Here is a 7,656-nt window from a genome sequence, read left to right as displayed (position 1 = left end):
GCTTTAAACAACGTAATGGAAGGTTTATATATGCCTGGACCTGATAACAAACCTGTTCCTGGTGCAGCTGAATCGTACAAACTAAGTGAAGACGGAAAAACATATACATTCAAATTACACGATTCAAAATGGTCAAATGGTGATCCAGTTACTGCTCATGATTTTGAATATGCATGGAAACGTGCAGTAAATCCAGAAACGGCTTCTGAATACGCACATATTATGTTTGATATTAAAAACGCTGAAAAAATAAATAAAAAAGAATTACCAATCGACTCATTTGGTGTAAAAGCAATTGACGATAAAACGTTAGAAGTACAGTTAGAGCATCCTGTACCATACTTTTTAGGGTTAATGGGATTTGCAACATTTTATCCTCAAAATCAAAAGGTAGTAGAAACTCAAGGGAAAAATTACGGACTTGAAGCTGCAAATGTAGTTTATAACGGACCATTCCAATTAAGTGAATGGAAACATGATACAAGTTACAAAATGACGAAAAATCCGAACTACTGGGATAATAAAAATGTAAAATTGAATGAAATTAATGTAAATATCGTAAAAGATACTTCAACAGCTGTTAATTTATTCGAAAGTAAACAAGTAGACCGTATTACGATAAATTCAGAGTTTGTAGATAAATATCAAAAGGATCCGAGCTTAAAGAAAATGGAGCGTCCTTCTATGACATTTTTCCGATTTAGTCAAAAGAATCCTTTACTAGCAAACAAAAACGCTCGAAAAGCTATTTCACTTGCTTTTGATAAACAAGGAATCGCAACAACAATTTTAAATAACGGTTCCATACCTGCGAATGCCTTCGTTCCAAAAGGATTCGTAAAAGGACCTGACGATAAAGATTTTCGCAGCACAAGTAATGTAAAAGTAGAAACAAATGTGAAAGAAGCAAAAACACTATGGGACACTGCGAAAAAAGAAACAAATTTACAAAACGCTTCTCTTTCAATCATAACAACGGATGAATCTAACGATAAAAAAATTAGCGAGTTTTTAAAGGGCGAACTTGAGAAAAACTTACCGGGATTAAAAATCACGTTACAACCGCTTCCAGTAAAAGCGTTTCTAGATCGTGAAGGAAATGGTGACTATGAAATTTCACTTTCTACATGGGGACCAGACTATCCTGATCCTACAACATTTTTAAACATGTTCGTCACAGATGGACCTTTTAATAAAATGAGCTATTCAAACAAACAATACGATGAATTAATTGAAAAAACGAGTTCCACTTTAGTAACTGACTTACCAGCACGTTGGAAAGCGTTCCAAGATGCTGAGAAAATATTACTTGAAGATGATGCGGCCATTGCTCCAATCTTCCAATCAGGGCTTGTATATTTAGAACGCCCAACAGTAAAAGGTGTTGTAATTCGTCCATTTGCAGGAATTTACTCTTATAAATGGTCCTCTATCAACGAATAAGAAAAAGGCGATCCTAAAACATATTAGGATCGCCTTTTCTATTAAATAGCAAAACGCTTATACTTCTCGTAATCACTCGTCTTACATTCTAGTGCAATTTTCGTACCTTCGTTTTCATAACTCGTTGATAAAACGTGTGCGTGATTGTTGAAATACGAAACTACCTGCCCTTGATCATATGGAATTAACATTTCACACTTCGTATACTCTTTATAAATGTGTGAGCGAACCATTTCTACAAGCTCTTCAATTCCAACATGTTTCTTCGCAGATAGATAAACGCGATCTTCTTGCACTTTCGGAATTTCAACATCTACCATATCTGATTTGTTGTATGCATAAATCGTCGGGATATTTTCCACGCCAATTTTCTTTAACGTTTCATTTGTAATATCAATTAATTGCTCATAATTGGGATTTGAGTAATCTACAACGTGAATGAGTAAATCTGCTTCCGCCACTTCCTCTAGCGTTGAACGGAATGCTTTCACAAGATGATGCGGTAATTTACTTACAAATCCAACTGTATCCGTTAATAAAAATGATTTATTATCTGGCAAATCAATATTTCGTACAGATGTCTCTAACGTCGCAAATAACATATCTTTTTCAAATACTTGTTTCTCTACAGTACCATTAAAAATTTCAAGCATTGTATTCATTATCGTTGATTTACCTGCATTCGTATATCCTACTAATGACACAACCGGAATTTCATTTTTCTTACGTTGTTTACGCTGCGTTTGGCGCTGTGCAACAAGTGCTTCTAATTCTTTATTTAGAGCTGCAATTTGCTCTTCAATTTTACGACGATCTAGTTCCAACTTCTTCTCACCGACACCTTTATTTTTCGTACCAACTCCGCCGCTCTGTCTTCCTAACGATTCACGAAGACCGATTAAACGAGGCATCATGTACTGAAGATGGGCCACCTCTACTTGTAACTGTGCTTCTTTCGTTTTCGCACGCTGCGCAAAAATATCTAAAATTAAAATGGTACGATCAATTACTTTACAATCTAAATCCTCTTCTAAATTTCGAATTTGTGAAGGAGATAATTCATCATTAAAGATGACCATATTTGCATCTACTTCTTTCACATACGCTGCTACTTCTTCAATCTTCCCTTTTCCAATATAATGCGACGGATTTACTCGTTGTAAATTTTGCGTCACTTGACCGATTACTTCCACATCACAAGCTTCCGTAAGATTTGCTAACTCTTCCATCGAATATGCAAAATCAGCTTCATTACCTAAATTTACTCCAACTAATACTGCTCTTTGTAATAATTCTTCCATATATTTTTTCCTCCATTTCGATTACGTAAATAAAAAGCACAGGTCACTGCCTGTGCTTTCGTAAACGGATAAGGGTTCACCAAAGAAATAGGAGAAAGTTATACTTTCATCCTATCTCATAGTCAATAAGTCCCAAGATAATATACGTATTCACAACAAGTGTTCACCTATACTATCCCATTCTATTTTTAAAGGCAAAACAAAAAGAGGGCGTATTCGTCCCTCCCTCTTTTCACATATAAGCTTAATAAAGGGTTCCTTTAAAATAGGCAGACCAATCCCGTTCACTCTGTACACAGACAGAGCCTTTGAGCGCTATTCAATTATTGGCACAAAGTATTGAGACGTAATCTGATTAAGATCAAAGGAAGCCCCTCCGTTCATTTTAAGTTACATAAAGTGTAGCATAAGTAATTCGCTTTCACAAGATTAAACCACCTATAGAAACAGAAAGAAAATCTTTGTATTTTTACTTTAATCGTCATTTTTTGCGCTGTCTTCTCACAAAAACAATAACAAAAGCAATTATTAATAACACACCTATAGAAATGATAGCAACTTTCCACCAACTTAAACCGTTAGCCATATCCCCTCTTAAATTCACCTTCTTCGATGGAACAGACTCTTTTGCAATATGACTTAAAGCATTTTTCTCAATCTCTGCCTCATCTAATCTCTTCGTTCCACTGCAAATAGATGTCTCTAAATTTTTCTCCCCTTTATAAGAAGAAAAGACTAGATACTCTCCCCCCTCTACAAAACGAAATGTACAGGTACCCAAATTTGTATTTATAATAACTTGTGAAGAACTTGTCCCTTTCCAAATATTCTTCACCTCAAATAACACTTTAGTTTCAACCCCCTCTTCACTTCTAACCTCAATTACTTTCCCCTCAAACACTACATCATTTTTTTGAAATGCATCCTCTGGAGATTTTTTCATACAGTCACAAGCATAAGATTTATCTGGAAAAACAATAAGAATAAAGCTACAAATAATGACAACGGGCAACATGTGCAAAATTCTTTTCAAGGAGCTCAACTTCCTTCATTATCAATTTTAGAAGCTTCTCGTATATTATTTTTACACCACTCGTCAAATTCCTTCATAGTAAGTTAAGCATTATCGTTTCAATACAATAAAAGTCTTTATTGACATTTTTATAACCTGATATTAGTATCAGGTTATAAAAATAAGTTAGGAGATGTTCCTATGCATTCTAAATCTCGTATTACCGCAATTGGTACTTATGTTCCAGATCAAATATTATCTAATAACGATTTAGAGAAGATGATTGATACGAATGATGAATGGATTGTACAAAGAACAGGAATGAAGGAAAGAAGAATTGCAGGCGAAGACGAATACTCCTCACACTTAGCCATTAAAGCAATCGAAAACTTATGTACAACTTATAAGAAAAACTTAGAAGATATCGACTGTATCATCGTCGCTACAACTACTGCTGACTACGCTTTCCCTAGTGTTGCTTGCCAAATACAACAATACTTCAACATACCTCATACACTAGCTTTTGATTTAAATGCGACTTGCGCTGGTTTCACATACGGACTGCATGTCGGTAATAGCTTAATCACTTCTGGATCACATCAAAAAGTACTTGTCATAGCGACTGAAACATTATCTAAAGTAACAGACTATACAGATAGAACAACCTGTATTTTGTTTGGAGATGGTGCTGGAGCTATTTTATTAGAAAAAGACGAAAACAAACCAAGCTTTATCGCTACCCATATGGGAACAAATGGGGAAGGCGGCATTCATCTGTACAGAACAAATTTATCTACTACTATGAATGGCACACCACTGCAAGCAAATGAAAAAATCATTCAAAACGGAAGAGAAGTATATAAATGGGCTACACGCACGGTACCAGCAGGTATAAAAAAATTATTACATACCGCAAACATGCAAGTACATGATATAGACTGGTTCATACCACACAGCGCTAACTTACGAATGATCGAATCTATTTGTGAGAAATCTCAAATTCCAATGCAAAAAACATTAACGAGTGTGGAATTCATGGGGAATACATCTTCCGTCTCCATTCCACTCGCTTTAGATTTAGCTAGAAAAGAAGGGAAATTAATTAACGGAGATACACTTTTACTATACGGATTTGGCGGTGGCCTTACGCATTTAGGGCTTATTGTGGAGTGGTATTCAAACTAAAATTCCCTTTTATACAACTAACATTAGGGTAAATGAAATTATATTAATGGTTTTCTGAATATATCTATCCTAGCTCAAAATATATCAACGATTCGAACTAGAGCTAATCACAAAAAAGCTGTTTTCAAAGGTCTATTACCTTACTTTGAAAACAGCTCATTTTATTTACCTGTCCGAGACCATATCACAACTGGAATAAGCAGTAAGGCTACAGCCCCTCCCGCTAATGATAATGCCGCATAACTTGAATTAGCTACTACCATTCCTGACATCGCTCCACCTGAAGCTCCTGCTAGCGCAATAAAAACATCTATTTTCCCTTGTGTTTTAGCACGTGTAGAAGGAGTTGTGGAATCAACGATTTGTGCTGTACCACTAATCAATCCGAGATTCCATCCTAATCCAAGTAAAGAAAGAGCAACAATTAATAATAGTAAAGAATCACTCGGTGCTATCGCAGCTATGACACCCGCTGCAAGTAAAATCACCCCACCAGCTATACTCATCGTAGTTCGGCCAATTTTATCAATTAACATTCCCGTAACGAGAGATGGAAGATACATTGCACCTACATGAAAACCAATCACAAGACCTACTTCACTTAATCCATGACCATGGTGTCCCATGTGAACTGGCGTCATCGTCATAATCGCAACCATCACTATTTGAGTAAGTATCATAACAATTGCTCCAACAGTAATGCCTCGTTTATTTTCTATCACTTCTTCAGTTATTAACTGTCCTTTATATGTATGTTCCTGTTTATATTTTTCTATTATGTTAGCAATAATTAATGGATCTGGACGAAGCATTATGAATAGTACAAGACCTGCTAACATAAAAGCTGCTGCCGATAATATGAACGGACCAGCAAGTTTAGGAATTCCAAGTGAATTAGCAAACTCCCCCATTACCCCTACTAGATTCGGTCCCGCAACTGCACCAAAAGTCGTCATTACCATAGTAATACTAACAGCGGTTGCTCGTTGCTTCTTACCTGCTAAATCTGTACCTGCATAACGAGCTTGTAAATTCGTAGCTGTGCCCGCACCATAAACGAGCAAAGAAATAAGTAAAATCATAATACTATTTGTTACAGCTGCTATTACTACTCCAATAGCCCCAAGTCCCCCTACCATAAATCCTGTTGCAAGTCCTACTCGGCGTCCATATCGCTGCGAAAGCTTTCCTACTATGAATGCCGCTAACGCAGATCCCAACGTAAACATAGCTGTAGGTAATCCTGCGTATGCATCTGTTCCAAGCATTTGCTGCGCAAGAAGTGCACCTACTGTAATTCCAGCGGCTAACCCCGCCCCGCCGAACATTTGTGAAATGCTTACAATTATTAACGTTCGTTTATATAAACTTTGTTGCTCTTCTTCCGTATACATACGATTACTTATTAAAGTCCCCGCTTTATCTAACAATTCCTCACCTACTTTATATAATAACTCCCCTTTGCTAATGTACTATAATTATTGTCTCCTATTCAATAATTATAGTAGTTGTTACTTTATTTCATCTCATCAAAATACAGATATGCCTTCATATCCTCAAAAAATTTCTGGAATTTTAAATTTATATTCAGAAGGTAGTTTATCTTGTTTCCGCGCGATTTCTGCTCTGAAACTTTCTCTCCCCTTAATAACAATTCATCGTTTTCTAAATAGAAAAACTGCCCCATAATTTAGTTTCATCAACTTACAGGACAGCTCTCGTCATGTATTTATGCTTTAACATCTACATTTTGTAAAATTTCAATGTCATCTTTCATTTCATAATAATAAGAAGGCAATTCTATACCATGCTCTAAGAAATACTCCTCAACTAATGAAATAATAATTTTTAACGTTTTCAAACGAGCATACAATTTATCGTTACTTTCGATAATATGCCAATTAGCATTTGGCTTACTTGTTTTTTCAAACATTTCTTCCGTTGCTTCAACATAATCGTCCCATTTTTCACGGTTACGCCAATCTTCGTCTGTTATTTTCCATCTTTTCAAAGGATTTTTCTCTCTATCTTTAAACCTCTTTAACTGTTCATCTTTACTAATATGGTAGAAAAACTTCCCTATTATGTAATGATCATCTGTTAATAGTTTTTCAAAATCGTTAATCTCATTATACGCTCTCTTCCACTCTTCTTTCGTAGCAAAGCCTTCCACACGTTCAACTAACACACGGCCATACCATGAGCGATCAAAAATAGTAATTTGCCCGTACTGAGGAAGTTTCCGCCAAAAACGTTGCAAATAATGATACCGTTTTTCATGAGGAGCAGGCGCGCCAATTGGATTCACTTGGAATCCACGCGGATCAAGATGTTCCGTCACTCGCTTAATTGCTCCGCCTTTACCTGCTGCATCCCAGCCTTCCATAACAAGCATAACAGCTATTTTTTCTTCTTTTAAAATTTGCTGTAGTGCCAATAAACGCATTTGATATTTTTCGAGCTTCTTATTGTATTTAGATTTCGATTCAATTCTTTTCGTTAAATCCACTTTAGCAAGATGTCCATTTTCCATAAAACAATTCCCCCTTGTTGTATGACAATATTATTTTAACATATTCACTCTACATCTTTAGTTTAATAAATTGATACAAAGGCGCGATATACGTACCAACAAACATATGTAATTGAACGCTAGACACAAAAAAATGCTGTGTAGAAAAATCTCTACACAGCTTCCTTATCTAATTCCCCTTA

General features: G+C 35.8%; 6 protein-coding genes. 2 read left to right on the top strand and 4 right to left on the bottom strand.

The window, feature by feature from the left end; translation table 11 throughout:
- The coding region (locus tag KI356_RS17585) for a peptide ABC transporter substrate-binding protein (protein ID WP_212936022.1) at positions 1–1,443 on the top strand (1,443 nt) is incomplete at its 5' end.
- A 41-nt stretch (positions 1,444–1,484) separates the two neighbouring features.
- Here the strand turns inward: KI356_RS17585 and hflX are convergent.
- Positions 1,485–2,744 carry a GTPase HflX gene (gene hflX / locus KI356_RS17580; protein WP_212936021.1) on the bottom strand — a complete coding sequence of 420 codons (1,260 nt, stop codon included), beginning with the start codon at positions 2,742–2,744 and terminating at the stop codon, positions 1,485–1,487.
- Positions 2,745–3,225: 481 nt separating this feature from the next.
- On the bottom strand, positions 3,226–3,777 hold the full coding sequence (locus KI356_RS17575) for a cobalamin biosynthesis protein CbiN (RefSeq protein WP_212936020.1): 552 nt from the start codon (positions 3,775–3,777) through the stop codon (positions 3,226–3,228).
- Between the two features lie 180 nt (positions 3,778–3,957).
- Here KI356_RS17575 and KI356_RS17570 point away from each other — a divergent pair, with 180 nt between their 5' ends.
- The gene (locus KI356_RS17570) at positions 3,958–4,941 is read left to right on the top strand and encodes a ketoacyl-ACP synthase III (protein ID WP_128281471.1); all 984 of its coding nucleotides are present in this window, start codon (positions 3,958–3,960) and stop codon (positions 4,939–4,941) included.
- Positions 4,942–5,102: 161 nt separating this feature from the next.
- Here the strand turns inward: KI356_RS17570 and KI356_RS17565 are convergent, their stop codons facing one another.
- Together KI356_RS17565 and KI356_RS17560 are read right to left on the bottom strand one after the other, a co-directional pair.
- A complete protein-coding gene (locus KI356_RS17565; protein ID WP_212936019.1) occupies positions 5,103–6,371 on the bottom strand; it encodes an MFS transporter in 1,269 nt (422 codons plus the stop codon).
- Positions 6,372–6,670: 299 nt separating this feature from the next.
- Positions 6,671–7,474 carry a polyphosphate kinase 2 family protein gene (locus KI356_RS17560; RefSeq protein WP_212936018.1) on the bottom strand — a complete coding sequence of 268 codons (804 nt, stop codon included), beginning with the start codon at positions 7,472–7,474 and terminating at the stop codon, positions 6,671–6,673.
- Positions 7,475–7,656 lie beyond the last annotated feature (182 nt).

It is taken from the genome of Bacillus hominis (assembly GCF_018332515.1).
Taxonomy (GTDB): Bacteria; Bacillota; Bacilli; order Bacillales; family Bacillaceae_G; genus Bacillus_A; species Bacillus_A hominis.
The sequence above is the reverse complement of the archived record's forward strand: the minus strand, read 5'-3'. Positions and strand labels throughout refer to the sequence as shown.